Below are 26855 nucleotides of genomic sequence, written 5' to 3'. Positions count from 1 at the left end.
ATACTATATATTATAATTATAATGGACGTAAGAAATTTCCTTTTTTGTTGAATAAAAAGGAAATTTCATTAGAATGTATAGACAACTACTCGTGCATATATTAAGATGGAACTAGGCGAATAAGGTAATAATAACAAGTAGGTATTTCATGGGAAAGGATCGATGAAAATGAAAACGCAAATTGTCATCAATGCCAAAATTTACACAGGTCAAGAAATAGTGGAAAACGGATTTATTCGTTACGCAGAAACCATTAAAGAAATTGGTTTGATGGCTCAATATGTACCACAAGAAAATGAAACTGTTTTTGATGCTACAGGGAAGATTGTAATTCCAGGTATGATCGATGTTCATATTCATGGTGGATACGATATTGATGCGATGGATGCAAATAGCGATGGGTTAGTAACTCTAGGTAAAGAAATGTTAAAAGAAGGGGTTACAACTTACTTCCCAACAACAATGACACAAGCTCCAGAGGCAATTGAAGCAGCGCTAACTGCTGCGAAAGAAGCAAAAGAAAAAGGAGCACATTTCGAATATATTCACTTAGAAGGACCTTATGTTTCAAAGAAACGTGCAGGTGCACAACCACTTGAACATATCGTTCCTGCAAATATTGAGCAATTTAAACAATGGCAAGAAGCAAGTGGGAATTTAATTAAATTAGTAACATATGCACCAGAAGAAGAGGGAGCATTAGAGTTTGAACAATATCTTACTGAAACTGGTGTAGTTGGCACAATGGGGCATACAGATGCAATTGATGCGCAACTAAAAAATAGAAAGATTACACATGCGACACATTTATACAATCAAATGCGTGGATTACATCACCGTGAGCCAGGAGTTGTTGGTCATGTGTTATTAAATCCAGATGTAATGGTTGAAGTAATTACAGATGGTATTCATATTCACCCTGATATGGTGAAATTAGCATATAAGTTAAAAGGACCGAAAAAAGTAAGTGTTATTACTGACGCAATGCGCGCAAAAGGTCTTGAAGATGGATTATATGAGCTTGGCGGACAGCCAGTACATGTAAAAGATGGTAGTGCTCGATTAGAAGATGGAACGTTAGCTGGTAGTATTCTAAAAATGGATCAAGCTTTCCGAAATGTAATTGAATTTACAGGTTGTTCAATCGAAGATGCAGTACTGATGACATCAGTTAACCAAGCAGAAGAGTTTGGATTAAATAATAAAGGTGCATTAGCGGTAGGAAAAGATGCAGACTTTGTTGTGATGAATGAAGATTTACATGTATATGATACGGTTCGTTTAGGAATTCATATGAAGGAAGGGAAGTAATTAAATGAATATTCTTGTTGTAAAAACTCCAGAAGAACTAGCAGAAGTAGGTTATAAATTAATTGAAGAAGTTGTAAAAACAAAAGAAAATCCAACATTAGGAATGGCTACAGGAAGCTCTCCATTAGGTATTTATGCAGAAATGCGAAAAAATAAACTTGATACAAGCCGTGTAACCACTGTAAACTTAGATGAGTACGTAAATTTACCACATGAAGATAAAAACAGCTATCACTATTTCATGCAAGAACAGTTGTTTGATCATCTTCCATTTAAACAAACTTATGTACCAAACGGGATGGCAAGTGATTTAGAGGAAGAATGCAAACGTTACGAGGGCATTCTAGCTGCTAACCCAGTTGACCTACAGATTCTTGGAATCGGTGAAAACGGTCACATCGGATTTAACGAGCCAGGAACACCGTTTAATTCTCCAACGAACATTGTTGAATTAACAGAATCTACACGCCAAGCAAACCTTCGCTTCTTCGAAAAAGAAGAAGATGTGCCAACTCATGCGATTACAATGGGAATTGGAAGCATTATGAAAGCGAAACAAGTTCTACTTGTAGCTATGGGTGCTAAAAAGGCAGAAGCTGTTAAAGAATTATTGCAAGGTGAATATAGTGAAGAGTGTCCGGCTACAGTTTTACAACGTCATCCGAATGTAACCGTAATCGCAGATCAAGAAGCTCTATCTTTATGCAGTGAGGCGATTGCTGATGAACATCGACAAGTATTCACCATTTCCGATCTATTATCAGATTCAAGAGTGGGTGAAACAGCTAATTGAGGACGGCGAATGGAAGCCGGGAGATAAAATCCCATCTGAGAATGAACTTTGTGATAAGTTCGAAGTGAGTCGTATGACAATCAGACAGGCGATTAATAATTTAGTGGAACAAGGCTATTTATATCGGAAGCGTGGAATTGGAACATTTGTCCAACTTCCGAAAGTGGAACAAAAATTGCAAGGAATGACGGGATTCACAGAAGACATGATTTCTCGTGGGATGAACCCAAGTAGTCAATTACTTAGTTTCCGCCTAGTTCCAGCTACTGCTAAAATAGCAGACCGGTTGAGAATACAGGAGGGGGAATCGGTTTATGAAGTGAGGCGTATTCGCTTAGCTGATGATGAACCGATTGCTTTTGAGACGACATATTTGTCGCCAGCTCTTGTAAAAGATATTAACGAAGAGATATTGCAACAATCTTTATATGAACATTTAGAGAAAAAACTGGGCTTTAAACTTGTTAGCGCTACTCAGTCAATTGAAGCTTCTGTTGCAACGGAAAATGAAGCTGAACATCTGCATATTCCTAAAAAGGCGCCTGTACTTGTAATGCGTCAATGGTCATATTCAGAAGGTGAGATACCGCTAGAGTACGTGAAATGTATTTATCGTGGAGATCGTTATAAATTTATTACGAATATTGCACGTAACAAATAGTATATTTCAGTTTGTGAAGTACAGTGGAAATGAAAATGGATAACATGTAAAGAAATAAAAATACGACTCATCCTTATAAGGAATGAGTCGTATTTTTATTATGAGCAATTACGTGGTTAACAGCATCTTTGACGTGATTTACTACATAGTGAGCGTGTTTTTTCACTGCATCATCGGCTTGCGACATAGCAAAACTGTGAGGAGTTAAAGAAAACATAGGAATATCATTGTAAGAATCCCCTATACAAGCAATTTCCTCAGGTTTTATTTGAAACTCATTTAATAAAACAGAAATGGCAGAGCCTTTACTAACATTCGGTGGCATTACATCTAAACATTGTTCTGCTGAGATGAAAGTACTAACTTTCCCGTGGAATTTTTCATCAATTTTTTTCTGAAGGAGTTGTAAGCTCTCCTTTGTTCCACCGACAGAAATTTTATTTGGGAAAATTGTATCATCAATCTTCTGTAGTAAGTTTGGTTCTTCAACAGAAGTCATTGTTACTTGTTGTTCAAGTTCTTGAATAAAAGGTGTTTTCTCTTCAATGTAATAATTATGCTCATCACTTACATAACGGAAATAAGGATTTTCATTCGTCATAGCTAACAAATCGGGAAGTATGCTGGAATCAAAAGTTGCAGATAATAGTTGTTTATTTTCATGTGTATATACAAAAACACCATTTACACTAATACGATGAAAATTTGTATTTACAGCTTTCATTAAGTCTGCAATTTCATTATCAAGTCTTCCGGAAGCGAAGCAAAGAATAACATTTTGCTCGGCGAGGCTGCGTAGTGCCGCAACATCTTGCTCATCAATAAGACCTCCGTGTTGCATCATTGTACCATCGATATCACTTACAAACATTTTAATCATGTTGTTATCTCCTTTCTATGTACAGTTGCTCTTACATTATACGCATCATATATAAACATGTCTAAAAAATGAATTTTTATTAAATGGCAGATGTTTTACATTGACGACAAAGAAGAATATTCTGTAACATAAAAGTAGGCTATTTAAGTACGAGGGTGGTGTTATATGAATAATTATCTAGAAATTAAAAAAGTTTTAAATAATAATGTCATCATTGCTAGCCATCCTGAACACGAGGAAGTAGTAGTGATTGGTAAAGGAATTGGATTTGGGAAAAAAGCGAAAGATGTATTGGAGCAAGAACAAATCGAAAAAATGTTTGTCTTAAAAAATGAACGTGATCGTGAACAATATAAATTATTAGTGCCGCATGTTAGTGAAAAATTAATTGAATTGATGAACGATATTATGCTGTACATTCAAGAAAAAGCAAAATCTCCACTAAATGAACATATTCATATTGCGTTAACAGATCATATTTCATTTGCAATTAAAAGGTTAAAACAAGGACTTACAATTGATAATCCTTTTTTAGTTGAAACAAAAATGCTCTATCCAGAGGAATATGAAATTGCTGAAGGTGTTGTAGAACTTTTAAATTCTCGTTTGCAAATTACATTGCCAGAAGGAGAAATTGGTTTTATTGCACTTCACATTTACAGTTCGCTTACAAATTCTGATTTATCTTCAGTTAATCAAAACTCCCGTCTCATTGCACAACTTGTATCTTTAATTGAGACAAACTTACAAATTACATTAGATCAAGAGAGCATTCATTATTTACGCCTTATTCGTCATCTTCAATATGCTATTGAGAGGGTGAAAAAAGGAGAAAAAGTAGAGGAATCGCAAAGTTTTGCTGATTTATTAAAGGCGGAGTATCCAGTTTGCTATAACGTGGCTTGGAAGCTAGTTAAGGTCATGCAAAAAGAGTTGCAACTACCTGTATATGAAGCTGAAAGTATTTATTTAACGATGCACTTGCAACGCTTAGTAAAGGCAGAGCATGTGTAAAAAGTCATATATTTTTGTCTAAAATGAAAACGTTAAAAAAAATGATTGAATCGCTTACAATAGTTATGTATAATAACTATTGCAAAGTTATACAAATTTCGACAAACAGATTAAGGAGAGTAACGAAAACGTTTGCCTTAATTATAGTGAACTTATACGTAAACCTATTTTTGACACGTGTTACTGATTCGATCAGGCATGAGTGGAGAAAAGTAAGGAATGTAAGCTAGAGAAAGGGATATACTACCCTTTGTATAGCTATCGTTCTATCTTTTTTTCCTCATGTCTTTTTGGCGTTTGTCGGAAGGTATCAATATAGATAAGAGAGGAAGGGTTTCCATGTTTAAGAAGATCTTTGGTGTTCTTCAAAAAGTCGGAAAAGCGTTAATGCTTCCAGTAGCGATTTTACCGGCGGCAGGTATTTTACTTGGATTTGGTAATGCATTTCAAAATCCACAGTTAACAAATGTTATTCCTGCTTTAAAAGCAGATTGGTTCGTAATGGTTGCAAAAATTATGGAACAATCTGGTGATATTATTTTCGCTAACCTTGCATTATTATTCGCAGTTGGGGTAGCAATTGGTTTAGCTGGTGGAGACGGAGTAGCTGGTTTAGCAGCATTCGTCGGCTACTTAATTATGAACAAAACGATGAGTGTGTTCTTAGAAGTAGATAAGCTAGTGAAAGTAACAAGTTCTGGAGCAGACCCAGTAAAAATTGGATTTGCAGATCCAGCGTATGCAAACGTATTAGGTATTCCGACGCTACAAACAGGGGTATTTGGTGGTATTATCGTCGGTATAGTAGCGGCATATTGCTATAATAAATACTTCAACATTGAATTACCATCATACTTAGGTTTCTTTGCAGGTAAGCGTTTCGTACCGATCGCAACTGCAACATTCTCTTTAATAGTAGGTATTATCATGTGCTTCGTTTGGCCATACATTCAAGGTGGCTTAAACACGTTCTCACATCAAATGATTGATGCGAATAGAACAATCGCAGCATTTATATTCGGTTTAATTGAACGTTCATTAATTCCATTTGGACTACACCACATTTTTTATTCACCGTTCTGGTTCGAATTCGGTCAGTATACAAATGCAGCTGGCGAATTAATCCGTGGTGACCAAAAAATCTTTATGGCACAGTTAAAAGACGGTGTAGAATTAACGGCAGGTACATTTACAACTGGTAAGTATCCGTTCATGATGTTCGGTCTTCCAGCAGCAGCTTTAGCAATGTATCATGAAGCACGTCCAGAAAATAAAAAATTAGCAGCAGGTATTTTAGGTTCTGCAGCATTAACATCTTTCTTAACAGGTATTACAGAGCCACTTGAATTTTCATTCTTATTCGTAGCGCCAGTATTATTCGGAATTCATGCTGTATTTGCTGGTCTATCATTTATGACAATGCAAATTTTAGGTGTTAAAATTGGTATGACATTCTCTGGTGGTTTAATTGACTTCCTATTATTCGGTGTATTACCAGGCCGTACAGCATGGTGGTGGGTAATTATTGTTGGTCTTGTACTAGCAGTTATTTACTACTTCGGATTCCGCTTTGCAATCCGTAAATGGAATCTAAAAACACCTGGTCGTGAAGAGGCAAATGCGAATGACGGTGCAGGAAAAGCAGAAGCAGGCGAACTTCCTCGTGAAGTATTAGTAGCACTTGGTGGTAAAGAAAACATTGCTTCTTTAGATGCTTGTATTACTCGTTTACGTGTTCAAGTTAACGAACAAAAGAATGTAAACAAAGACCGCTTAAAAGAACTTGGAGCAGCTGGTGTACTTGAAGTTGGAAATAACATTCAAGCTATTTTCGGACCGAAATCTGACACGTTAAAATCACAAATTCATGATATTATGTCAGGTCGTACACCTCATGTTGAAAAAGAAGAACCTGTAAAAGTGGAAGAAACTCCTCAAAAAGTTGATGAAAATGAAACAATTGTATCACCAATTGAAGGGAAAATATTACCAATTACAGAAGTACCTGACCAAGTATTCTCAGGAAAAATGATGGGAGATGGATTTGCAATTGAGCCAACTGAAGGAACAGTAGTTTCTCCAGTTAACGGTGAGATCGTTAATGTATTCCCTACAAAACATGCGATTGGTATTCAATCTGAAGGCGGAAAAGAAATTTTGATCCACTTCGGTATTGATACTGTAAAATTAAATGGTGAAGGTTTTGAAGCGCTTGTAGCACAAGGCGACAAGGTGAAACAAGGCCAACCATTATTAAAAGTAGATCTTGCATTTGTAAAAGAAAATGCACCATCTATCATTACACCAATTGTCTTTACAAACTTACAACAAGGGCAACAAGTCGAATTGAAAAAAGATGGAAATGTTAAGAAGGGCGAAACCGCTATTATTGACATTCAGTAGGAATTTGACGCAAAATGTTTATAATTATAATAGGCGATGTGGTTGACCGAACATCGCCTATTATATACAATAGATGATGTAGTACTCACGTCTATACAACTAAAAAAATACTGTAATTTAAAGGAGATAAATTATCATGGAAAAAATCTTTAAAGTAACTAGCGACTCAGGAATTCATGCTCGTCCAGCAACTCTACTTGTAAACACTGCAAGCAAATTCGGTTCTGACATTAACTTAGAGTATAACGGAAAGAACGTTAACTTAAAATCAATCATGGGCGTAATGTCTTTAGGTATTCAACAAAACGCAGAAATTAAAATCACTGCAAATGGTGATGATGCAGCTCAAGCACTAGCAGCTATCGAAGAAACTATGAAAAACGAAGGATTAGGAGAATAATGACTCTTAACATTCAAGGGATCGCTGCATCAAGTGGGATTGCTATTGCAAAGGCTTTCAGACTTGAAAATCCTGAATTTAACATCGAAAAGAAATCAATTACAAACGAAGCTGCAGAAATTGCACGCTTAGACGCTGCGCTTGAGAAAGCAAAAACTGAATTAGAAGCTATTAAAGACCACGCATTTGCTGAGCTAGGTGCTGACAAAGCTGCGATCTTTGAAGCACATTTATTAGTGTTAAATGATCCAGAACTAGTAAACCCAGTAAAAGATAAAGTGAATAGCGAAAAAGTAAATGCTGAATTTGCAATGGATGAAGTTGCATCAATGTTTATTTCTATGTTTGAAAACATGGATAACGAATATATGAAAGAACGTGCTGCAGACATTCGTGACGTAACAAAACGCGTTCTTGCACATTTACTAGGAATTAACTTCTCAAATCCTGGTACAATTTCTGAAGAGGTAATCATCATTGCTGAAGATTTAACACCATCTGATACAGCTCAGTTAAACCGTAAGTATGCAAAAGGTTTCACTACTGATATCGGTGGACGTACATCTCACTCTGCAATTATGGCTCGTTCTATGGAAATTCCAGCTGTTGTTGGTACAAAAGTTGTTATGGAGAAAATCCAAAACGGCGATATCGTTATCATTGACGGTTTAGATGGAGAAGTAATTGTAAACCCATCAGAAGAAACTCTTCGTTCGTTTGAAGAAAAGAAAGCGAAATTTGAAGAGCAAAAAACTGAATGGGCAAAATTAAAAGACCAAGCTACTGTAACAAGTGATGGACATCACGTTGAGCTTGTTGCAAATATCGGAACACCAAATGATGTACAAGGTATTATCGATAATGGTGGAGAAGGCGTTGGTTTATACCGTACAGAATTCTTATACATGGGCCGTGACAATCTTCCAACAGAAGAAGAGCAGTTCGAAGCGTATAAAGCAGTTCTTGAAGGTGTAAAAGAAGGTCAACCAGTCGTTGTTCGTACACTTGACATCGGTGGAGATAAAGAGCTTCCATACTTACATTTACCAAAAGAAATGAACCCATTCTTAGGATACCGTGCAATTCGCTTATGTCTTGATGAGCAAGATGTGTTCCGTACACAACTTCGTGCATTACTTCGTGCTAGCGTATACGGCAACTTAAAAATTATGTTCCCAATGATTGCAACTCTTGATGAGTTCCGTCAAGCGAAAGCGATTTTATTAGAAGAGAAAGCGAAACTTGTAGAAGCGGGTACAACTGTTTCTGATTCTATTGAAGTTGGTATGATGGTTGAAATCCCAGCTTCAGCAGTATTAGCAGATCAATTCGCGAAAGAAGTTGATTTCTTCTCTATCGGAACGAATGATTTAATCCAATACACAATGGCTGCAGACCGTATGAACGAACAAGTATCATACTTATACCAACCATATAACCCATCTATTTTACGTCTTGTAAAAATGGTTATCGATGCTGCTCATAAAGAAGGCAAATGGGCTGGCATGTGTGGTGAGATGGCGGGAGATTCACTTGCTATCCCATTATTATTAGGATTAGGTTTAGATGAGTTCAGTATGAGTGCAACATCTATTCTTCCTGCAAGAACACAACTAAGCAAGTTGTCAAAAGCAGAAATGGAAACATTAGCAGAAAAAGCATTATTGATGTCAACTGCTGAAGAAGTTGTTGAACTAGTTAAAAGCATATAATTAATAAAAAAACCTGAGTCGATTTGAAATCGGTCTCAGGTTTTTTCTATGAGAAAAGTAAATCTTGTTTTCTTACTATAGAGGATAAGACACAGAACTAGATAGCGATAGCAACGATATCAGTTGGGCATACACGTAAAATACCATTAAAAGTATTACGTTGACGGTTCTTATCATCTTTGTTGTCGTCTTTATTATCTTTATCATTATTGTTACGAGCTAAAGCGGAGAAAAGAGCAACACCGTTAGCGAAACCTTCAAAAATTACATCGTTGAAAGATCCGATACCTTTAATGCTTAAAAGAGAAAGCTCTGTTCCAACTGAAATGCTAGCAAGTACGTTACATACAGCTGGTTGTTGTGGTTTTACCTCTCTCTCTTTCTCGCGATGGTCACGATGGTCGCACTCTCTTTCACGATGATGACAGTCTCTAAAGTTATCACAGCATCCAAATGATCCAAACATAATCCTCATCACCCCCTTCACACTTATAATCTATGTAAGTTCGGTAGTTAGTGACTGGACAGAGAGTGGAATTTTTTCTAGGGGATTTTCTCATTTTAAATGACTAGCTGGGTGTTTAGTATGGAATGATGTTTAAAATAGGGGTAATATAACAAAAAAATGTAAAAACCACCAAAATAAACGAAATGGGTAGCCTTTACACTTTTTTACTTTTATATAAAACGACGATATATACAGGAAGAGCTAGGAGTAGTGGTACGATGGATCGTGCAGTATGTTTTTCTGATTCTAATTGAAATGCTTCTTCTTTTGGGAATTGTAAAATGGAGATGTTTGCGGCATCACCAATAAAATATAGAAGCAGTACAGTTACTATGTAACATAAAAGTGCGATCAAGCTTCCGTATGAACTCAATGAAAATCCCTCTCTTGTTATCTATTTGTTATCATTGTATCACAATTGTAATAAAAACACACGGGTATATTTCAATACCTTAACAAAATTCGACACAAAACGTCACGTTTATTTATGATAAAGGAATAGAATATACTTTTCTATAAGTATAAATGTCGAATGATTTGTAGTAATATTACAAAAGTATGACAGGAAATAAAAAACGAAGGTAATGTAGTTACCTTCGTTTTTTATTATTTTGCCCACTCACTCACTTGCTCTACGCTCATACGTGGTGCAGGGTGACCTTTTAAAGTTGATTCACCAATTGTAATAAGCATAATTGGAACGTAACGAGATGAAACGTTAAATTCGTCTGTCAGTGCTTGTGGATTGAAGCCACCAATAGCACAAGTATCCCAACCAGTTGCTTTAGCTGCAAGCATAAGTTGCATTGCTGCTAAAGATGCATTTGAAAAGGCAGCATCTCTCGGGAATTGTTCACGAGCATATGCAGATTCAATATTTTTAGCTAAGCGTTCTTTTGCTTCTTCTTTCATAAATCCTTGTTCTACAATTGGACCATATACTGGCTCAACATTTTTATAAGCTTCTAAATCACCTAAAATAGCGACTACTGCAGAAGCATCAAGAATTTGTTGTTGGTTATAAGCTATTGGGTGTAATCGTTTTTGTACATCTTCACCTTGAAAAACAAGGAATTTCCAGTGTTGTAAGTTCCAAGCGGAAGGTGCTTGTGCTGCGGCTTTTAAAATCTCATGCAATTCTGTAGATGAGATTTCTTTATTTGGGTTGAATGCACGTGTAGATGTGCGTTCATATAAAACGTTAAAAAAGTTGTCGTTTGTCATTATATATCCTCCAAATTGTATGTAAAATTATCAAGAAAACGCAATGTATATTACTTACATTTTGTAAGTTGTCGAATTTAAGAATATAATATCTTTATTTTAATTGTCAAGTTTTAAGAAATAAGCTAGGGCATTCATACAAACGATATAATTCCTATAATCATACACTAAAAAAGGAATTTATAGAATGAAAAGGGAAGATAACATTCTCAATTAGCTTGTTAATATGTATCTCTCGCAAATTAAAGTTTATTAGAGAACAGTCTTTTAAAAATGTTTGTGAGGAATTCAGTAGAACAAGATATATGAAGTGAGTGAAGACTAGTGATGAACATACTACATTTTTTATTAGAGAATACGGTTTTCCAAAATGTGTTACAAGATTTGCAGTTAAATGTCCTTTATATAGAAAATGGATGTAAGCATCAACAAACGATAGAAAATATCCATCCAAAATGTATGTTTATAGCAAATAATTTTGAAGAGGGCGAACTATTATTTCAAAGAACGAAACCGCACATTATAATTATGTATGTAACAGATTATTCTCAAATCAAATATATAAAGAATATGTATACCCCGCAAAGTACATTCATTGTCATTTGGGATCAACAAATAACAAAAGAATTTACAGATGTACTTGCATTAGGAATACGTAATATTGTAATAGCCCCTGTAACTCCACAAGCAGTATTAGAAGAAGTGAATAAGAGTTTGTATCAACTTTCTTTAGTAAGGCAAGTTAGTTTGCAACAGGAACTGCTTCAAACGATGTTTGATTTTCAAAATGATTTATTATTTATAGTAGAAGATGATGAAATTGTTGATTGTAATACAAATTTTTTAACTTTTTTCGGATATGAAAATTTGTTTGCCTATCGTGAGCAACATTTAGTATTTGCTGAACATTTTATTAGAGAAAATGGATACTACTCGACGACGCATGATATAACATGGCTAGACGATACTTTATCAAGTGGTAGAAGAATTAAGATGTCAAATTATGAAGGGGAATTATCTACTTTTCTATTACGTGCGACACCATTGCCAGAAGATTTATCAAGATTTATTGTAAAATGTACGGAAATTACAGAATTAGATGAAATCTATCAAGAACAAGAAAGACTTGCTATGGTAGATTCATTGACAGAGATTTATAATCGTTTAAAGTTTCAACAAATACTAGAGGTAGAGTGGGAAAAGGTAATACGTAGTGATGAGAAAATAGCAATCATTTTATTTGATATAGATAATTTTAAAACAGTTAATGACACATATGGTCATGATTTTGGTGATTTGGCATTAATACAACTTGCAGAGCTTATGAAATCTAAAGTGGAGCAGCAACACGTATTTGCAAGATGGGGAGGAGAAGAATTCATTATATTAGTGACAAATACAGTAGAAAAGGAAGCATTTCAAGTTGCGGAGTCATTACGATTCTTCATTGAAACAAAGCAATTCACTGGAATTTCGAAGCTAACAGCTAGCTTTGGAGTTGCGTTATATGAACAAGGAACTACAAGAGAAGAATTAATGCAACGAGCGGACATTGCTTTATATGAAGCGAAAAAAAATGGAAAGAATCAAGTATGTGTGTACAGAAAAGAAAAAATGTAATTTTTCGCAACAAATTGTTGCGATTTTTTTTTATTGTTTGATAATAGAATAGGGGGACAATTTTTAGCGAAGGAATTATGGAGGATCGACATGATAAAAAAAGTAATGATAATGGCTTCACTGTCTGCTATAGTTGGCGGCGGAGTATACTATTTTCTTGTTAGCCCCAATATAAAGGAAAACACAGTATTAACAACTAAGGTGAATCCTACTATTGAACCAGAAGTGCAAGGGAATATAGAAGGAAAAGAAGAGCAACAAATTGATTATGCTAGCATATCTCAAAAATTAGATCAATATTTAGTCGGAAAGCAATTTAATGGAACAGTTTTGGTAACAGATAAAGAGCATGTTATATTGAATAAAGGATATGGGTATGCTGATGTTCAAAATAAAATAGAAAATACGCCTCAAACAAAATATCGTATCGGTTCTATTACGAAAACAGTTGTTGCCACATCTATTTTACAGTTGCAAGAACAAGGTAAATTGAATATTCAAGATAATGTAAATAAATATATTCCTTCATTTCCGGAGAATAAAAATATTACACTATATCATTTGTTAACCCATACCTCTGGTTTACCTGAACACGCAAAAGGCAATGTTAATGCTGCTTCCCGTTTACAGTTAATTAATTGGATCGGACGTCAAAATTTAGAATTTCCTGCAGGAACAGGTTGGAGATATACAGATTATAATTATATGGTTCTTGCTTATATAATAGAACATATCTCGAAAAAACCTTTAGGAGATTACATAAAAGAAAACATATTTGTAAAAGCAGATATGCATGAATCCGGTATGGGAAATATGGTACCTGGCGATAAAAATTTTACAAAGGGTTATGTGAAAAAAAATCAAGAGCTTGTACCAGCGCAGAAGTTAGGCATGGATTGGCTATATGGTTGTGGTGAGATGTATACGACAGTTGGAGATATGAAGAAGTTAGACGAAGCAATTATAAATGGAAAACTTCTTTCTGAACAAAGTATACAAGCAATGTTTTCACCTTCAGCAGAACGGAAATATGCATTTAGTTTTTATATATATGCAGATTATTTTCATAATCATGGTGTATTATCTGGTTGGAACACTTTCAATAATTTTAATAAAGAAAAAGGAATTTTTGTTATGTTATTTTCAAATGTAAAAAATAGTATGGATGATGACTTTAATAAAGAGTTCCGAAAGATGGTAAATGATTTATTAGAACAAAGGGGATGAGAAAATGGAACATAAAACTTTATCAATAGGTTTCATTGGTATTGGCGTAATGGGAAAAAGTATGGTTTATCACTTAATGCAAGATGGTCATAAAGTATATGTATATAATAGAACGAAAGCAAAAACAGATTCTTTAGTGCAAGATGGTGCACAATGGTGTGATACGCCAAAAGAGTTAGTGAAGCAAGTTGATATTGTAATGACAATGGTTGGATATCCACATGATGTAGAAGAAGTGTATTTTGGTATAGAAGGAATTATAGAACATGCAAAAGAAGGTACGATAGCAATTGACTTTACGACATCTACACCTACTTTAGCAAAACGTATTAATGAAGTTGCAAAAAGCAAAAATATATATACGTTAGATGCACCTGTCTCAGGAGGAGATGTTGGTGCGAAAGAAGCAAAACTCGCAATTATGGTAGGTGGAGAGAAAGAAATATATGATAGATGCTTACCTTTACTTGAAAAGTTAGGAACAAACATTCAATTACAAGGACCAGCTGGGAGTGGACAACATACAAAAATGTGCAATCAAATTGCGATTGCTTCCAATATGATTGGAGTATGTGAGGCTGTTGCTTACGCGAAGAAGGCTGGATTGAATCCAGATAAAGTGTTAGAGAGTATTTCAACAGGGGCAGCAGGTAGTTGGTCATTAAGTAATTTAGCTCCTCGAATGTTAAAAGGAGACTTTGAGCCAGGATTTTATGTAAAGCATTTTATGAAAGATATGAAGATTGCTTTAGAGGAAGCAGAAAAATTACAATTACCAGTCCCAGGCTTAAGTTTGGCGAAAGAATTGTATGAAGAGTTAATTAAGGATGGCGAAGAAAATAGTGGAACACAAGTATTATATAAAAAATATATAAGGGGGTAAACGAGGTGGACCTTCAAAAGTTTGATGAGATGATTGATACTGTACAGCGAGCTACTTGTATGCAAATTAATGAAAAACAAAAAGAAGCTTTTAAACAAAAATATGATTTTGAACCAGACTTTGAATATGGAAGAGATGAGAAGGGGCATTATGTAATTCGAACCTCTAAAAAGATGTTAGAAGAAATGGAGTTTTATTTGGCATTGAAATATGATCGTGATGGAGTGGATCTTTATATGCAAGCTGAGATTGACGGTATATTTCATGTATCTGTTAGCTATGGTGAAGATGCCCTACATCTACAAGAATTGTTTCAATTTCTAGAAGAAAATAAATAAAAGTCCTCATTTGAGGACTTTTATTTATTTAGTCATCTTTAATTTTTATAATTATAAGTTAGAAGCGCGGCGGCATCGTTCAACCGGGAATGGGATAATTTGTGCGATGTGATTAGGACCCAATTGTTTTGTACGAGCATGGCGTATTATATAAAAAGCACACAGAATTGAAACAGGAATAGCGCCGAATAAACCAAACAATAAAGCGCTTACACAAGATGCGACAAATCCTAAAACACCAATTTCTAACTCTTCCATAATAGCTCCTAAAATAACTGGAAATGCTCCACATGTAACCCCAAGTATAAGTGCGATAAGTAAGCTCATGATTATCCCCCTCTGTTTGCGATATTATTTTCCTTCTTAATTAATTGTAGTATATCATATATAAAACAGAATTTTCAGAAAAAATTCAATAAATATTCAAAAAATGTTCAAAAAATATACTTGAAAAATCAAGGTGTTAAATTTGTGATGAAGTGGTACTTTTGAGTAAATAAAAAATCAGGCTTATTTCAAAAATGAAATAAGCCTGTTCCATAGGAGGATGTATATATGTAGAGTGAATAAAAGTTTGGAAAAGGGGGTCCAAGTCCTTTTATTCAACTAACTACCTTAATAGATTGGAACCCAGCCTTCAGTTGTCACAAAAATACGAATAGCTACAACTTGACGATCATCTTGCAAGGTAAAATAATGTCTTGCATTTTCAGGAACAGATATGAGATCGCCTGGCTCAAGTTCAACATCAAAGAATTTCCCATCTTTGCCTTCAATAGCGAAAATGCCATGACCACTGACGATAAAGCGAACTTCGTCATCTGTATGATGATGTTCTTTTTGGAAATTAATTAATAATTCGTCAAGGTTAGGTGTGCTATTTGAAAGTGAAATTACATCATGTGCTTTATAACCTCGACTTGCTGAAACATCAGCGATTTCTTTTGAAAAAACAGCTAATATTTCAGCTTTGTTTTCATCTGTTAACGAATAATTTTCATTTAAATGAGTAGGAAGTTTAGAAATGTTCCATTTCTCATATAAAACGCCTTCCTCTTGTAGAAATTTAGATACTTCCACTTCATTTTCAATGCGAGTATTTACTTCATGAATACGAATTTGCGCCATTAGAAACGCCTCCTTGAATTGATAATAGTTTTATATGAAATTGGAATAAAAACTCATAAGCTTCTAATCTTTTCTTTGCATCAAAGCTATCTCGGCCCCATACGGTAATACCGTGGTTACGGATTAATACTGCTCCTGAATCACCTTTTATATGCTTTCGGAAGTTTTCTCCAAGCGTTGGGATATGGGCATGGTTTTCGATAATAGGAATGTGAATTGTTGCACCTTCTTCCCAAATATCGAGAGCTTTAATAATTTCTTGATTTTGAAGGGTAACTGCATCACTATATAAATTTGTGATGACATTATTATCAGTTGTATGAACATGAAGTACGCACCCGGCATTCGTATTGTTATAAATATGTGTATGCAATATTGTTTCTGCTGAAGGGCGTAATTCAGTCTCTAAAACAGGAACTCCTACATGATCTACTAATAGAAAATCATCTGGAGTGGTTTTTGTTTTATCTTTACCGCTTGCTGTAATGAGAAAAGTAAGTGGCTCATGACTAACTTTTATAGAAATATTACCACTTGTTGCTGGGAACCAATTTCGAGTTGTTAATTCTTTTTTTATCTCGCTTAAGTCATACCATTGACGAAAAAGTTGTTTCATGATTTCACCTCCAACAAATGTTTTAATTCATTTTGAATATCATGGAATGTTTCAAACGGTGTATAAGCAATATAATTCTCTGCACACTTTGTAATAAGGAAGTCACGAGCAAATACTTTATCTGCTTGTTTCGCAGCTTGTAAATCAGTAATTGAATCTCCAATCACAATATGGAAGTCATTCGTATCACTCAATTTACGGATGAGAGATGATTTACATAATCCGCAATGATTTTGACAATGATGATCACAAGGATGAGGCCAATTCACCGTAATGTATTCATTTGAAAAATCTGTTTCATTACAGTAAATTTGCTCTTTTGGAATGAGTCCTTGTAAGAGTGGATAGACGAAGAAATCCATTCCACCTGATATAACGTAAAAAGAAATGTTATTTTCATTTACAAATTGTATAAATTCATGAAAACCATTACGAAGTTCAGCAGTTTCTATTAAAAATTGAATAATTTCATCGTGCAGATGAGTAGGTATTAATCGAAATAATTGAGAAACACCTTCTTGAATAGATAGCTCTTGTGATAAAATTCTATTCTTTACTTCTTCAGCTTCTGGTGGTGCGAATTTTTCCATAATGGACATAATGTTATCATTATTTGTAATCGTGCCATCGAAATCACAAAATACTTGAATACTCATAATTTCACCTCATGAGAGGGATTTCCCCATATTTGTAGTGCACTATGCAAATTTATGTCATCTACTTCATGGAGTGGTTTATTTTGCAAAGTAGCCTCAATTGCAGTACGGAATGCTTTACCACCGCCTTGCGCTCCATTTGGATGTCCATGTATCCCGCCGCCAGCATTAATAACAACATCTTTACCGAAATCTCGTACAATAAAGGGAACGAAACCAGGGTGAATACCAGCAGATGGAACAGAAAAGCTCTTCTTGAAAAATGCATCGTCTTCAGTTAAATATTTTGAGATAGCAAGAGCTTCCTCTTTTTCTAGCGCAACACTTCCGTATGGAGATGGGAATAATGAAAAGTCAGCCCCAGCATAGCGTAGTAGCTTTCCGAGTAATAATGGAGATGAAATTCCATATAACTTAGATGCTGAATAAGCACCACTTACAGCAGGGTGTGCCATAATAGGAACTGGGATTTCATCATCTTCTGCAAGTGATTGTAGTACATCTAGTCCGTAAGCAAATACGTTAAATAATAGAATATCAGCTCCAGCTTGCACTGCACGTTTCGCATTTTCTTTTAAATCAAAAGTTCGTCCTGTTAAATTTACGGCATATAACGTTTTATGTCCGTATGTTTCATATACGGATTGTAAAACTTCTTTTCCAGATACAATGCGTTTCGTAAGTGGTGTTAATGCATTTTCAAATAATATTTCATCATCTTTTACTATATCTACACCACCAATTGCTTGATCGCGTAATTGCGTTTTTAAATACCCAATATTTCGTCCAATCATTCCTTTAAAAATACTCATTAAAAGGGGACGATCATGCACTTGTAAAAGATTTCGAATACCATCTATCCCGAATTTTGGCCCAGGAAAATGTTTTTTTAACTCGTCTGAAAAAGTTAAGTCAATTAATTTTACTTCGCCATCAAGGGATAGCTTTCCAAATGTAGTCGTTAAAATTGCTGGTAAATCTGGACTGAAGTTTAATAACGGATATTCGATTTTAATAATTCCGCGTTTTACTTTTTTACGTAAATACGAATTTGTATGTTCATGTTCAGCTAATTCCACAATATGAATGACGTTGCCTTTATGTTGCTTTAATTGTTCTTGCAATAATTGTGGCAAATGAGTCCAAGAGCCAATTGTTAAACCAAGTGCAATTTGCTCAGCCTTTTTTTCTAAGTTATGTGAATCATCATGGATTAAATACGTCGCTATAATTCCGCTCATTGTTATAACCTCCTAGTTAAATAAAAAAACCTCTCAGCTAAGGAGAGGTTTTTTTACAACCAGCTCCTTATCTGTCAGCGTAATGCTGCGAGAATTAGCACCGTGTCTACAATTGTAGATCGGTTGCCGGGTTTCGTCGGGCTCGTCCCTCCACCTGCTCTTGATAAGAAGTATTTAGAAATGTTTAAATTTTTAAGATAACTGAATTTTGTCAGATATTTTTCATGTTGTCAATTACTTTTTGAAAAAATTTAATTTATCAATTCGATTAATGGCTTCCCGTAATCTATCTTCTGTATGCAAGAGACCAACACGGATATACCCTTCGCCATGTTCACCAAATCCAACACCAGGAGCAACTGCAACATGTGCTTTTTCTAGTAAAATATCAGCAAATTGCTCAGAGGTATATCCTTTTGGAACAGGAAGCCATGCAAAGAATGACCCTGTTGGAATGTCTACATTCCAACCAATTGATTGACAAGCCGAAATAAGAGCGTTTCGTCGAGATTCGTAACTATTTACAAGGTCTATTACGCAAGACTGTGAACTTAATAGTGCTTCGCGGGCAGCATCTTGAACTGCACCAAAAATACTAACATACATATGATCTTGTAATAAGTTAATGGTTTCAATGACACTTTCATTCCCTACTGCAAAAGCAATACGCCAGCCAGCCATATTGAAAGTTTTCGATAGAGTGTAAATTTCAATACCTGTATTTTTAGCACCGTCTGCTTGCAAGAAACTAACAGGTTTTTGACCATCGAATCCAATCGCACCGTAAGCAAAATCATGAACCACTAATATATTATGTTTATTAGCAAAATGAATAGTTGCATCAAAAAAATCTTTTGATGCAGTAGCACCTGTAGGATTATTTGGATAGTTTAAAAACATTAATTTTGCACGCTCGGCAATAGAGTTATTAATTTTTGTGTAATCTGGTAAAAAGTTATTTTCTGCAATAAGCGGCATTGTTTCAAATTGTGCTTTTGCTAAAGCAACTCCTGATAAATAATCTGGATAGCCTGGATCTGGAACGAGAATCGAATCACCAGGGTTTGTAAAACAAACTGGTAATTCTACTAATCCAGCCTTTCCACCAAACAATATAGCAACTTCAGTTTTCGGATTTACTACTACATCATATTCACGTTGATAGAATGTTGCCACGGCTTCTTTTAAACTTTCATGTCCGCGAAATGGCGGATATTTATGATGAATGGTCTTTTCTGCAGCATCTTGTAAAGCTTTTACGATATGCTGCGGTGTTGGTTGATCTGGATTACCTTGACCTAGATTAATAACATCGTGACCAGCTGCAACGAATTTGTTAACTTTTGCAACAAGTGAAGCGAAAAATTGTGTTGGCAATGATGTTACTATCTCAGAAGGTTGAAATAATTTCATACTTTCCACCTCTTTTGAAAGTTGTTACAATTCTAGTGACAAATGATATAATCTTTCCAGTATTTTGTAAAGAGAAAAATAAGAATGGGGCTGAAAAAATGAAAGTCGCATGTATTCAAATGGATATTGTTTTTGGAGATGTAGAAAAAAATATTGAGAATGCTAAAAATAAAATAAGCGAAGCGATGAAGGAGAGACCGGATGTTATTGTCTTACCAGAATTATGGACAACAGGATATGATTTAGCAAGACTTTCTGAAATTGCAGATAGGGATGGATTGGAAACGAAAGAAAAGTTGAAAGAATGGTCGAAACAATATGGTGTACATATTGTTGGTGGTTCCATAGCGAAGCAAACAGAGCAAGGTGTTACAAATACAATGTATGTGGTAAACAAGGAAGGAGAACTAGTCAATGAATATAGTAAAGTGCATTTATTTCAGCTTATGGATGAACATAAATATTTAATCGCTGGAAATAGTACAGGTGAATTTAAGTTAGATGATGTAGAGTGCGCCGGCACAATTTGTTATGACATTCGTTTTCCAGAGTGGATGCGCGTTCATACTGCAAAAGGTTCAAAAGTTTTATTTGTTGTAGCAGAATGGCCATTAGTTCGTTTAGCACATTGGCGTTTGCTATTGCAAGCAAGAGCAGTTGAAAATCAATGTTATGTTGTTGCCTGTAATAGGGCAGGAAAGGATCCGAATAATGAGTTTGCCGGTCATTCTTTAATTGTCGATCCTTGGGGCGAGGTTGTTGTAGAAGCAAATGAAGAAGAATCAATTTTATTTGGAGAGCTTGTATTCGAGAAAATTAAAGAAGTACGTAAAGGAATTCCAGTTTTTGCGGATCGTCGTCCAGAATTATACAAATAAAATGTTGACAAGTGATTTTTATTCTTGGTATAGTCTTCAACATAAAGTTAAAAATTCAAAAAATTATACAACTCTTATCAAGAGCAGGTGGAGGGATTTGGCCCGATGAAGCCCAGCAACCGACCGTAATACCATTGTGAAATGGGGCGTTTATTACGCCCAAAGGCACGGTGCTAATTCCAGCAGAAAGTAAAACTTTCTGGCAGATAAGAGGGGAGAAGATAAACTTCAAACCTCTTTCTTAGTGGAAAGAGGTTTTTCTATGTTAGAAAAACCTCTGAATTTAAAAAGGGGGAGAAGACGATGGGATATTATTCATTAACAGAAATAACAGCTGTACAATATGCGAAAGATCATGGCTATTTTGAAGCGAAGGCAAATGTCGTTTGTCATGAAATTGGAGACGGAAACTTAAATTACGTGTTCAAATTAGATGATGAAGAGAAATCAATTATAATAAAACAAGCACTGCCCTATGCGAAAGTAGTTGGTGAAAGCTGGCCATTGTCTATAAAAAGAGCAACGATTGAAAGTAAGGCCTTACAAATTTTTGCGCAGTATGTACCGGATTATGTTCCAGCAGTGTACAGTCATGATGAAGAGTTAGCGATAACGGTAATAGAAGACTTATCAAGACTAACAATTACAAGAAAAGGATTAATAGGCGGAGAAGAATATCCGCTTTTATCCCAGCATATCGGCCGTTTTCTAGCACATGTTTTATTTTACACTTCAGATTTTGGTTTACAATCAGAAGAGAAGAGGGTACTAGAAGGTACCTTTGTAAATCCGGATCTTTGTAAAATTACAGAGGATTTAGTGTTTACAGATCCGTTTGGACATTATGATACAAATGATTATGAGCCAGATTTACAGCTCGTGGTTGATGAACTTTGGAGTGATAAAACTTTAAAACTAAAAGTAGCACAATATAAATATAAGTTCTTAACAAGAAAAGAAACTCTTATTCATGGTGATTTACATACTGGTAGTATTTTTTCGTCACCTTCTGAAACGAAAGTGATTGATCCAGAATTTGCGACCTATGGCCCATTTGGATTTGACATAGGTCAATTTATTGCAAATCTAGTATTAAATGCTTTATTTAGAGAAGAAGAAAAAAGAAGTGTACTATTTTTCCATATAGAAAAGACGTGGAGTTATTTTGTAGAGACTTTTACAAAGTTATGGATTGGAGAAGGTGTAGAAGCATATACGAAAGAAAAACAATGGTTACCAATTATTTTGCAAAATATCTTTACTGATGCTGTTGGATTTGCAGGATGTGAACTGGTTCGTAGAACAATTGGTTTAGCTCATGTAGCAGATTTAGATGAAATAGAAAATAAAGAAACAAGAATTCAAGCTAAGAAACAAGCGCTATCCTTAGGTAAAGAACTAATAAAATATGAATCTAAAAGTGCGGATATTCAACTGTTTCGAACATTATTTCAACAGACAGTTTCAGGGGGCGTAAAAGCGTGAGTACAATTGTTACTGTTCCGAGATCTGTAAGTTGGAAAGGTGATGCAATTGCGGTATTAAATCAAACGAAATTGCCGCATAGCACAGAATATAAAACATTGACGACTATTGAAGAGGTTTGGAAAAGCATCGTAATGTTAGAAGTACGAGGAGCGCCTGCAATTGGAATTGTAGCTGCATTTGGCTTGGCGCTTGCATCAAAAAAATATAACACTGTACATATTGAAGAATTTCAAAAGAAGTTTAATAGAGATTGTAATTATTTGGGGACGTCACGCCCGACAGCGGTCAATTTATTTTGGGCAATTGATCGTATGAGAGAATCTATTCGAGGGATTACTACAATAAAAGGAGCACAAAAAACATTAGAAGAAGAAGCGCTTCGCATTCAGCAGGAAGATGAAGAGGTGTGCCGAAATATTGGGGAATATGCGTTAACATGTTTTAAAGATGGCGATAATATTTTAACAATCTGTAACGCTGGAAGTATCGCAACTGCCAGATATGGAACTGCATTAGCTCCCTTTTATATTGGAAAAGAGAAAGGTGTGCGTTTACATGCATATGCGTGTGAAACGAGACCAGTTTTACAAGGTGGTCGCTTAACGACGTGGGAATTGAAGCAAGCAAATATTAATGTGACCCTTATTACAGATAATACTGCAGCTCATGCTATTCAAACGAAAGAAATAGATGCAATTATTGTAGGGGCGGATCGAATTGTCGCAAATGGAGATACGGCAAATAAAATAGGGACAATGAATTTAGCTATTTTAGCAAAGTACTTTGATATCCCATTTTATGTTGCTGCGCCACTGTCAACATTTGATGTTACGAAAGAAACTGGCACCGAAATAATTATTGAAGAAAGAGATGAAACAGAAGTTACGAAAATCTTTGGAAAACAAGTAGCACCAATCGGAACGAATGTTTATAACCCTGCATTTGACGTAACACCGAACGAATTAATTACAGGAATTATTACTGAGAAAGGTATTATAAGCGGGGATTATAAACGAGAAATTGCATCATTATTTGAAAAACAGGCTAATACATAATAGCTTGTTTTTTTATGCCTAAATGCATTGTTTTCTCTTACTTATATAATGAAAGGAGGGGAAGAGGATGGAAGAGTGGATCAAGATGATAGGTAATGTAGGGTTTCCAATTGTTGTAACATTATATTTACTCCACCGTATTGAAAGTAAATTAGAGGGGGTAATTGTTGCAATTGAGAAGCTCCCGCGGCAATTACTAAAGTACGAAGATCCTCGCGATAAAAAATAAAGTTTGCTCTTCTTGAGCAAACTTTATTTTTTATTGAGCAGTATAGCCACCATCGATAACGACAGCTTGACCAGTTATACCTTTCGCTTTTTCACTCGCTAAAAACATAGCATAATCAGCGATTTCTTGTACTTGTAGCAAACGCTTCTGTGGTACAAGTGGATAAATGACATCTTCTAAAACATTTTCAAGTGGTACATTTCGTGTAGTAGCTAAGTCTTGTAGTTGATTACGTACAAGAGGGGTATCGACATAACCAGGGCAAAGGGCATTAACAGTAATACCATGCGTAGCACCTTCTAAAGCGGCAACTTTTGTTAATCCAATTACGCCATGTTTTGCACTATTATAGGCAGCTTTTCCAGCAAACCCGACCAGGCCGTTAATAGAAGCGACATTAATAATACGACCATATTTTTGTTGTTTCATAATCGGAAAGGCATGCTTAATTGCGATAAACGGAGCAATTTGCATAATTTGAATTAGCAGCTCGAACTTTTCAGTTGGAAAGTCTTCAATGGGTGAAACGTGTTGCATTCCTGCGTTGTTAATTAATATATCTAATGAACCGAAATGATCAACTGTTTGAGAAATTGCTGCTGTAATTTCCTCTTCAGATGTAACGTCACATTTTAAACCGATAGCTTGAAAACCTTCATTTTGTAATTGTTCAGCAGCTTCTTTCGCACGTTCTTCAAGACGATCAGTAATCACAACTTTTGCACCTTCTTTTGCAAAAGTACTTCCCACTTCATATCCAATACCACTCGCAGCACCTGTTAAAAAGACAACTCGATTTGTAACCATGATGAAAAACATCCCTTCATAATAAAGTTTTCATAGTGCTCTATTTAGAGAGGTTATAATGAAATTCCTGCAAACATTTGGAAAAAATATCGTTAGCTATCTTGTTTTGCAAAATAGTCTTTGCTATACTATTTTGTAAAGCAAGATACTTACGCTTATCTATCTTGTAAAACAAGATAGTAGGAGGATTTGAATTATGTCGACAAGTCAAATGCTGAAAGGGATCTTAGAAGGATGCTTACTTGCTATTATTTCTGAAGGCGAAATATACGGTTATGAAATGAGTGAGAAGCTAGCAAAGTATGGTTTTACAATGGCGAGTGAGGGAAGTATTTATCCGTTATTAATACGAATGCAAAAAGAAGGATTAATAACAAGCGTAATGAAGGAATCTCCATCTGGTCCAAAGAGAAAATATTACACATTAACAGAAAAAGGCGAGGAAGCACTTGATGAATTTATGGATCGCTGGGAAGCGATGCAAAGTAGTGTAGAACGTTTACTTGAAGGGAAGGGAAGGAGAAAATAATGTTATCAAGTGAAGCACAAAAGTTTTTGTTAGATATGAGATTATTTTTGACGGCAAAGAGTGTGAAAGAAAGTGATATTGAAAACTTTTTAGAAGACGCAGAACTTCATTTAATAGAAGGTGAGAGTGAGGGGAAGAGTGTGGAAGATATTTTCGGAAGCTCACCGAAAGAATATGCAAATGAACTTGTAAAAGTGATGGAAAGAGATAGACAGGAAACGTGGAAGCAAATTGGTTTTACAGTAATGAATATCGTATCTTTTTGGATTATTGCTTCTATCTTAATAGTGAGTAATGGAATGTTACAGATTTCACTTATTCAGTGTATCGGTTACAGTTTTTCATTGATTTTAGTTGTTATGGGTCCTAATTTTCTACTTCGCAAAATGACTTTCGTCACAAGCTTTACAAAAACATGGTTTTCTATGTGGTCTTTAGTTATGATTGCTCCATTGTTTTTATTAGGAGCTGTTACGATATTAGATGTGATATATCCTACAAAAATGCTCACATTCACCGAAGTCCAAAGTTATATATTAGCTGGTGGGATTTTTATCATCACAGTAGCTATAAATATATATTTTGAAGGGTGGTTTAAAAACTTATATTTAATCATTCCGCTTTCTATTATGTTAATGTTTAAAACATTTACATCTGAAGATCTTATGCCAATGTTATTTCAAATTATATGTTTATACGGAAGTTTGTTTATTTTAATTTTCCTTGAAATTATGATGAAGACGAATAGAAGAGAAATGGTTAAATAAGGGAGTGATAAAAGTGCTATCGAATGAAGGGCAAAAGTTTTTAGATGATACTCAAGGGTATTTACGAACGAAGGGCATTAGAGAAGCTGATATTATTTCCTTTATAGAAGATGCGGAAGTTCATTTAATAGAAGGAGAAAAGAGAGGAAAGAGTGTAAATGATATATTCGGTCATGCTCCAAAAGAGTATGCAAATCAACTTGCCAAAGAGATGGAAGTTGATAAAAAAGGGAATTATAAATTATTGCTTTACTTTATTATAAATTTATTAGCATTCACGATGATGAAGAGTGTATTTTTTAGTGAAGCCGACCATCGTTTGTCTTATTCTTTAATTGAATTAATCGGATATCCGATTATGATTTTTGTAGGAATTAGTGTATTAATATGGGGCATGAAAACAGCCTCATTTAAGCGTAAAAGAACTGAATTTTTAATTATGTATATAACAGGTGCGATATGGTTTTTATCAATTTTCAGTATTGCATTATTAAATAATTTTTATGGTACAACATTTATTAAATTTACTGCGACAGAAAGCTTCATTCTTGTTGGAATAGTAGTTCTATTTGCAGCTATTGTAAATATTAAATTTGGTGGTTGGTTTACTTTGGCGTATTTACTAGTTCCAATTGCATTGGAATATGTATTCGTAATGATAGATTTATCAAGTATTATTGGAATGTATGTACAACAAATAATTCTTTTCATTGTTATTTATATGCTTTTGAAAATTCATATAAAATTAGAAAAAGGAAAGTATACGAATAAAAAGAGAGACAGTATTATTTATAGGTAAATTGAGTAGTAGTTTTCTAAGGTTAACCTAACAATAACTCTTTTATAAAAAGGATATATGTTGACTATTTTATTAATATATTAGATTACACATCAGGATATATTCTGTTTTTCGGTTTAATAGGAAAGCGGCTGCTCTGGATATGCAAAAAATTATTTCCAAAGAAATATTATATAGGGATTTTTAGAGGGATTACATTTAGTTGTCTATTTTTATTTCTAGCAGCCGGGATTTGGTTTGTTGATTGGAACAAGTTGTTTTAAACAGTAACATGA

At 34.8% G+C, this 26855-nt stretch carries 29 protein-coding genes, 1 pseudogene and 2 riboswitches; of the genes and pseudogenes, 19 read left to right on the top strand and 11 right to left on the bottom strand.

Annotation, left to right across the window (positions count from 1 at the left end; all coding sequences use genetic code 11):
* Window positions 1-168 precede the first annotated feature (168 nt).
* Genes nagA through NZ044_RS19965 form a run of 3 tightly spaced genes read left to right on the top strand, consistent with a single transcriptional unit; the run spans window position 169 to window position 2765 of the window.
* Window positions 169-1311, top strand: a complete 1143-nt coding sequence (gene nagA, locus NZ044_RS19975; protein WP_002082222.1) for an N-acetylglucosamine-6-phosphate deacetylase — start codon at window positions 169-171, stop codon at window positions 1309-1311.
* A 4-nt stretch (window positions 1312-1315) separates the two neighbouring features.
* Window positions 1316-2104: a glucosamine-6-phosphate deaminase gene (nagB, locus tag NZ044_RS19970; RefSeq protein ID WP_001024215.1), complete on the top strand. Its 789-nt coding sequence runs from the start codon at window positions 1316-1318 to the stop codon at window positions 2102-2104.
* Window positions 2034-2765 carry a GntR family transcriptional regulator gene (locus tag NZ044_RS19965; protein ID WP_014894892.1) on the top strand — a complete coding sequence of 244 codons (732 nt, stop codon included), beginning with the start codon at window positions 2034-2036 and terminating at the stop codon, window positions 2763-2765. The genes nagB and NZ044_RS19965 overlap by 71 nt, the downstream gene beginning before the upstream one ends.
* Window positions 2766-2838: 73 nt before the next feature.
* Here the strand turns inward: NZ044_RS19965 and NZ044_RS19960 are convergent, their stop codons facing one another.
* Window positions 2839-3645 carry a Cof-type HAD-IIB family hydrolase gene (locus tag NZ044_RS19960; RefSeq protein ID WP_000594250.1) on the bottom strand — a complete coding sequence of 269 codons (807 nt, stop codon included), beginning with the start codon at window positions 3643-3645 and terminating at the stop codon, window positions 2839-2841.
* A 165-nt stretch (window positions 3646-3810) separates the two neighbouring features.
* On the opposite strand from NZ044_RS19960, the gene glcT reads away from it, so the two are divergent.
* From glcT to ptsP, 4 genes are all read left to right on the top strand, one after another.
* Entirely contained in the window at window positions 3811-4659 is an 849-nt protein-coding gene (glcT, locus tag NZ044_RS19955) for a glucose PTS transporter transcription antiterminator GlcT (protein ID WP_001067323.1), read from the top strand.
* A gap of 339 nt (window positions 4660-4998) precedes the next feature.
* Window positions 4999-7062: a PTS glucose transporter subunit IIABC gene (gene ptsG, locus NZ044_RS19950; RefSeq protein ID WP_000473176.1), complete on the top strand. Its 2064-nt coding sequence runs from the start codon at window positions 4999-5001 to the stop codon at window positions 7060-7062.
* A 136-nt stretch (window positions 7063-7198) separates the two neighbouring features.
* Window positions 7199-7462, top strand: coding sequence for a phosphocarrier protein HPr (ptsH, locus tag NZ044_RS19945; protein WP_000411080.1), 264 nt, complete (start codon window positions 7199-7201; stop codon window positions 7460-7462).
* Window positions 7462-9174, top strand: coding sequence for a phosphoenolpyruvate--protein phosphotransferase (gene ptsP, locus NZ044_RS19940; RefSeq protein ID WP_000174215.1), 1713 nt, complete (start codon window positions 7462-7464; stop codon window positions 9172-9174). The genes ptsH and ptsP overlap by 1 nt, the downstream gene beginning before the upstream one ends.
* Window positions 9175-9271: 97 nt before the next feature.
* Here ptsP and NZ044_RS19935 read toward each other — a convergent pair whose 3' ends face one another.
* The 3 genes from NZ044_RS19935 to NZ044_RS19925 form a co-directional block, all read right to left on the bottom strand.
* Entirely contained in the window at window positions 9272-9640 is a 369-nt protein-coding gene (locus tag NZ044_RS19935; RefSeq protein WP_000468031.1) for a DUF3915 domain-containing protein, read from the bottom strand.
* A 196-nt stretch (window positions 9641-9836) separates the two neighbouring features.
* Complete coding sequence (locus NZ044_RS19930) at window positions 9837-10055, bottom strand: hypothetical protein (protein ID WP_000100494.1); 219 nt, start codon at window positions 10053-10055, stop codon at window positions 9837-9839.
* A 233-nt stretch (window positions 10056-10288) separates the two neighbouring features.
* On the bottom strand, window positions 10289-10906 hold the full coding sequence (locus NZ044_RS19925) for a nitroreductase family protein (protein ID WP_000180387.1): 618 nt from the start codon (window positions 10904-10906) through the stop codon (window positions 10289-10291).
* 327 nt (window positions 10907-11233) lie between these two features.
* Here NZ044_RS19925 and NZ044_RS19920 point away from each other — a divergent pair, with 327 nt between their 5' ends.
* From NZ044_RS19920 to NZ044_RS19905, 4 genes are all read left to right on the top strand, one after another.
* A complete protein-coding gene (locus NZ044_RS19920; RefSeq protein ID WP_001023181.1) occupies window positions 11234-12526 on the top strand; it encodes a GGDEF domain-containing protein in 1293 nt (430 codons plus the stop codon).
* A gap of 90 nt (window positions 12527-12616) precedes the next feature.
* Window positions 12617-13753, top strand: coding sequence for a serine hydrolase domain-containing protein (locus NZ044_RS19915; RefSeq protein ID WP_000592893.1), 1137 nt, complete (start codon window positions 12617-12619; stop codon window positions 13751-13753).
* Window positions 13754-13757: 4 nt separating this feature from the next.
* On the top strand, window positions 13758-14636 hold the full coding sequence (locus tag NZ044_RS19910) for an NAD(P)-dependent oxidoreductase (RefSeq protein WP_000400437.1): 879 nt from the start codon (window positions 13758-13760) through the stop codon (window positions 14634-14636).
* 5 nt (window positions 14637-14641) lie between these two features.
* Window positions 14642-14974 (top strand): DUF3909 family protein, encoded by a 333-nt coding sequence (locus NZ044_RS19905; protein ID WP_000365617.1) that lies wholly within the window; start codon window positions 14642-14644, stop codon window positions 14972-14974.
* Between the two features lie 51 nt (window positions 14975-15025).
* Here the strand turns inward: NZ044_RS19905 and NZ044_RS19900 are convergent, their stop codons facing one another.
* The 6 genes from NZ044_RS19900 to NZ044_RS19875 all read right to left on the bottom strand — a co-directional run bounded on the left by NZ044_RS19900 (window position 15026) and on the right by NZ044_RS19875 (window position 20028).
* Window positions 15026-15301 carry a hypothetical protein gene (locus NZ044_RS19900; protein ID WP_000054662.1) on the bottom strand — a complete coding sequence of 92 codons (276 nt, stop codon included), beginning with the start codon at window positions 15299-15301 and terminating at the stop codon, window positions 15026-15028.
* Between the two features lie 288 nt (window positions 15302-15589).
* Window positions 15590-16102 carry a 1,2-dihydroxy-3-keto-5-methylthiopentene dioxygenase gene (locus NZ044_RS19895; protein ID WP_000057322.1) on the bottom strand — a complete coding sequence of 171 codons (513 nt, stop codon included), beginning with the start codon at window positions 16100-16102 and terminating at the stop codon, window positions 15590-15592.
* Entirely contained in the window at window positions 16080-16718 is a 639-nt protein-coding gene (locus NZ044_RS19890; RefSeq protein ID WP_000811340.1) for a methylthioribulose 1-phosphate dehydratase, read from the bottom strand. Before NZ044_RS19890 ends, NZ044_RS19895 begins: the two co-directional genes overlap by 23 nt.
* Window positions 16715-17374 (bottom strand): 2-hydroxy-3-keto-5-methylthiopentenyl-1-phosphate phosphatase, encoded by a 660-nt coding sequence (mtnX, locus tag NZ044_RS19885; RefSeq protein WP_000027488.1) that lies wholly within the window; start codon window positions 17372-17374, stop codon window positions 16715-16717. The genes NZ044_RS19890 and mtnX overlap by 4 nt, the downstream gene beginning before the upstream one ends.
* On the bottom strand, window positions 17371-18615 hold the full coding sequence (gene mtnW / locus NZ044_RS19880; protein WP_000014207.1) for a 2,3-diketo-5-methylthiopentyl-1-phosphate enolase: 1245 nt from the start codon (window positions 18613-18615) through the stop codon (window positions 17371-17373). Before mtnW ends, mtnX begins: the two co-directional genes overlap by 4 nt.
* 64 nt (window positions 18616-18679) lie before the next feature.
* Window positions 18680-18785: riboswitch (SAM riboswitch) on the bottom strand.
* A 64-nt stretch (window positions 18786-18849) separates the two neighbouring features.
* Complete coding sequence (locus NZ044_RS19875; protein WP_000765506.1) at window positions 18850-20028, bottom strand: pyridoxal phosphate-dependent aminotransferase; 1179 nt, start codon at window positions 20026-20028, stop codon at window positions 18850-18852.
* A 14-nt stretch (window positions 20029-20042) separates the two neighbouring features.
* Between NZ044_RS19875 and NZ044_RS19870 the strand changes: the two genes are divergently transcribed.
* The 4 genes from NZ044_RS19870 to NZ044_RS19855 all read left to right on the top strand — a co-directional run bounded on the left by NZ044_RS19870 (window position 20043) and on the right by NZ044_RS19855 (window position 23678).
* Entirely contained in the window at window positions 20043-20906 is an 864-nt protein-coding gene (locus NZ044_RS19870) for a carbon-nitrogen family hydrolase (RefSeq protein WP_002162505.1), read from the top strand.
* A gap of 71 nt (window positions 20907-20977) precedes the next feature.
* Window positions 20978-21119: riboswitch (SAM riboswitch) on the top strand.
* Between the two features lie 90 nt (window positions 21120-21209).
* Window positions 21210-22391 carry an S-methyl-5-thioribose kinase gene (mtnK, locus tag NZ044_RS19865; protein WP_098505685.1) on the top strand — a complete coding sequence of 394 codons (1182 nt, stop codon included), beginning with the start codon at window positions 21210-21212 and terminating at the stop codon, window positions 22389-22391.
* Window positions 22388-23449, top strand: a complete 1062-nt coding sequence (gene mtnA, locus NZ044_RS19860) for an S-methyl-5-thioribose-1-phosphate isomerase (protein WP_098505686.1) — start codon at window positions 22388-22390, stop codon at window positions 23447-23449. The genes mtnK and mtnA overlap by 4 nt, the downstream gene beginning before the upstream one ends.
* Before the next feature lie 67 nt (window positions 23450-23516).
* A complete protein-coding gene (locus NZ044_RS19855) occupies window positions 23517-23678 on the top strand; it encodes a YvrJ family protein (protein WP_000393336.1) in 162 nt (53 codons plus the stop codon).
* A gap of 30 nt (window positions 23679-23708) precedes the next feature.
* Here the strand turns inward: NZ044_RS19855 and NZ044_RS19850 are convergent, their stop codons facing one another.
* Window positions 23709-24485, bottom strand: coding sequence for a 3-hydroxybutyrate dehydrogenase (locus NZ044_RS19850; RefSeq protein WP_000258453.1), 777 nt, complete (start codon window positions 24483-24485; stop codon window positions 23709-23711).
* A gap of 196 nt (window positions 24486-24681) precedes the next feature.
* Between NZ044_RS19850 and NZ044_RS19845 the strand changes: the two genes are divergently transcribed.
* From NZ044_RS19845 to NZ044_RS19830, 4 genes and pseudogenes are all read left to right on the top strand, one after another.
* A complete protein-coding gene (locus NZ044_RS19845) occupies window positions 24682-25014 on the top strand; it encodes a PadR family transcriptional regulator (protein WP_000107977.1) in 333 nt (110 codons plus the stop codon).
* Entirely contained in the window at window positions 25014-25781 is a 768-nt protein-coding gene (locus NZ044_RS19840) for a DUF1129 domain-containing protein (RefSeq protein WP_017763560.1), read from the top strand. Before NZ044_RS19845 ends, NZ044_RS19840 begins: the two co-directional genes overlap by 1 nt.
* A 13-nt stretch (window positions 25782-25794) precedes the next feature.
* Window positions 25795-26580: a DUF1129 domain-containing protein gene (locus NZ044_RS19835; protein WP_340949957.1), complete on the top strand. Its 786-nt coding sequence runs from the start codon at window positions 25795-25797 to the stop codon at window positions 26578-26580.
* 56 nt (window positions 26581-26636) lie between these two features.
* Window positions 26637-26843: pseudogene (locus NZ044_RS19830) on the top strand (DNA-binding protein); the annotation flags it as partial.
* Window positions 26844-26855 lie beyond the last annotated feature (12 nt).

The organism is Bacillus sp. FSL K6-1338 (assembly GCF_038006965.1).
Taxonomy (GTDB): Bacteria; Bacillota; Bacilli; order Bacillales; family Bacillaceae_G; genus Bacillus_A; species Bacillus_A thuringiensis_S.
This window is presented reverse-complemented; position numbering and strand designations above follow the sequence as displayed.